2 protein-coding genes are annotated in these 2662 nt (G+C 59.8%); both read right to left on the minus strand.

The features are described 5' to 3' along the window. Positions 1-184: 184 nt before the first annotated feature. Positions 185-979 (minus strand): IS21-like element helper ATPase IstB, encoded by a 795-nt coding sequence (istB, locus tag GB927_RS34140; RefSeq protein ID WP_256121576.1) that lies wholly within the window; start codon positions 977-979, stop codon positions 185-187. Continuing rightward, positions 969-2489, minus strand: a complete 1521-nt coding sequence (gene istA, locus GB927_RS34145) for an IS21 family transposase (protein ID WP_256121577.1) — start codon at positions 2487-2489, stop codon at positions 969-971. The genes istB and istA overlap by 11 nt, the downstream gene beginning before the upstream one ends. Between the last annotated feature and the right edge of the window lie 173 nt (positions 2490-2662).

The raw sequence follows: 2662 nt of genomic DNA on the forward strand, positions 1-2662 counted from the left end.
TATCGTGGCTCTGGACGTGCGGATATCCATCTTGGCCACGGCATGCCCGTGAGACCGAATACGTTGAAGCAGACTGGCAGGGATCAAAAAAACACTTGCAAGCAGGGCGGGCCATACGTTTCCACGCGGAACTGAGCCGGTTTTTCCACCGAGAAGTGAGCCACCTCTAAGTATGGTTTTCTGATCAGGGTTTGGTCAAGGGTTTGGCTTTTTCTCCTCTCTTCTGCGCTGCGGCGGCCGAGCTGGCTTTGAAGCGGAAGCTGTCGTTCCCGGTTTCCAGGATATGGCAACGGTGGGTGAGACGGTCGAGGAGAGCGGTCGTCATTTTGGCGTCGCCGAAGACGGTTGCCCATTCGCTGAAGCTCAGGTTGGTGGTGATCACCACGCTGGTCCGCTCGTAGAGCTTGCTCAGCAGGTGGAACAGCAGTGCTCCGCCTGAGGCGCTGAATGGCAGGTATCCCAACTCGTCCAGGATGAGCAGATCGAGGCGCACCAAGGTCTCCGCGATCTGGCCCGCCTTGCCCTTGGCCTTCTCCTGCTCGAGAGCATTGACCAGTTCGATGGTCGAGAAGAAGCGGACCTTTCGGCGATGATGCTCGATGGCTTGGATTCCAAGAGCGGTCGCGACATGCGTTTTTCCAGTGCCAGGGCCACCGATTAGGACAACGTTGTGCGCCCCATCCATGAACTCGCATCGGTGCAGTTGGCGCACGGTAGCCTCGTTGATCTCGCTGGCAGCGAAGTCGAAGCCGGAGATGTCTTTGTACGCAGGAAAGCGAGCGGCCTTCATATGATAGGCGATGGAGCGGACCTCGCGCTCGGCCATCTCGGCCTTCAGCAACTGTGACAGGATCGGCACGGCCGCATCAAAGGCAGGAGCCCCTTGCTCGATAAGGTCCGTGACGGCTTGGGCCATGCCATACATCTTCAGGCTCCGTAGCATGATGACGACGGCAGCACTTGCGGGGTCATGACGCATGACGACCCCCTGCGATTCGGGCGCGTAGGCCATCATAGCGTTCGACATTGGCCTTGGGTTCACGCAGCAAGGTCAGCGCCTGTGGCGTATCGATGTCGGGACCATCGATTGTCTTGCCGTCGATCAGCCGATGCAGCAGGTTCAGCACATGCGTCTTGGTCGCGACCCCCGCATCCAAGGCCAGTTCCACAGCCCTGAGGACGACCTGTTCGTCGTGATGGAGGACAAGGGCAAGAATATCGGCCATCTCACGATCACCGCCGGGGCGGCGAAGCATCTGGTCCTGCAGTTGTCGAAAGGCCAGCGGCAATTCCAGGAAGGGCGCACCATTGCGTAAAGCGCCGGGCTTACGTTGGATGACGGCAAGGTAATGCCGCCAGTCGTAAATCGTTCGTGGCGGTTTGTCGTGGCTGCGCTCAATGATCCGCACATGTTCGCATAGGATATTGCCCTCAGCCGCAACGACCAGTCGGTCGGGATAGATCCGCAGGCTGACAGGCCGGTTCGCAAACGATGCTGGCACGCTGTAACGATTACGCTCGAAGGTGATCAGGCATGTCGGCGAGACGCGCTTGCTCTGCTCGACGAAGCCGTCAAACATGGCGGGGAGCGCCATCAATGCTGCCCGTTCATCAGCCCAAACATCCGCGATCGTGCCGGACAAGGTGCCATGCGGCGTCTCCCGCCACAGGGCCTGGCAATGCTGCTCCAGCCAGTCATTCAACGCCGCCAAATCTGGAAAGTCCGGCATCTGTTGCCACAGCCGTGGTCGGGCATCCTGGACGTTTTTCTCGACCTGCCCCTTCTCCCAGCCTGCCGCTGGATTGCAGAACTCAGGCGCAAAGACGTAATGGTTCGTCATCGCGAGGAAACGGATGTTGACCTGCCGCTCCTTGCCGCGGCCGACACGATCGACCGCCGTCTTCATGTTATCGTAGATGCCGCGACTAGGTATGCCGCCAAACGCCCGGAAGCCGTGCCAGTGGGCATCGAAGAGCATCTCATGCGTCTGGAGCAGGTAGGCTCTGACCAGAAAAGCCCGACTGTGCGATAGCTTGATATGTGCGACCTGAAGCTTCGTGCGCTCGCCGCCGATCACGGCATAGTCCTCACTCCAATCGAATTGGAATGCTTCACCTGGGCGGAAAGAAAGCGGAACGAATATGCCGCGGCCAGCCGTCTGCTGTTCAGCCCGCCACTCACGGGCGAACGCGGCGACCCGACCATAGGAGCCGGTAAAGCCGAGAGCCATCAGATCGGCATGAAGCTGCTTCAGCGTTCGGCGCTGCTTGCGCGATCTCCCGGCCTCGGTCTTTAGCCAGCCAGCAAGTTTGTCTGTAAAAGGATCAAGCTTGCTCGGTCGTTCCGGTACCGTGAACGTCGGCTCGATCGTGCCAGCGCTCAGATACTTCGCAATCGTGTTGCGTGACAGCCCAGTCCGCCGGCTGATCTCCCGGATCGACTGCTTCTCGCGCAGCGCCATCCGACGGATGATGTTTAAAAGTCCCATGTGGATCACTCCGTTGCCCCCGTCGCTCACCGCGTTTGGGGGGAAGTGAACCGCGCCGGCTGTGCCGGAGACCGTTTGGTTTAAGTTACGCGGCCATGGCTGGCGCGTCCAGCATGGCGTAGTATCGTTCTTCGGCCTCGGCTGGCGGGATATTTCCGATGGGCTCCAGAAGG

The organism is Shinella lacus, from assembly GCF_010994755.1.
In the GTDB taxonomy this organism is placed as follows: domain Bacteria; phylum Pseudomonadota; class Alphaproteobacteria; order Rhizobiales; family Rhizobiaceae; genus Shinella; species Shinella lacus.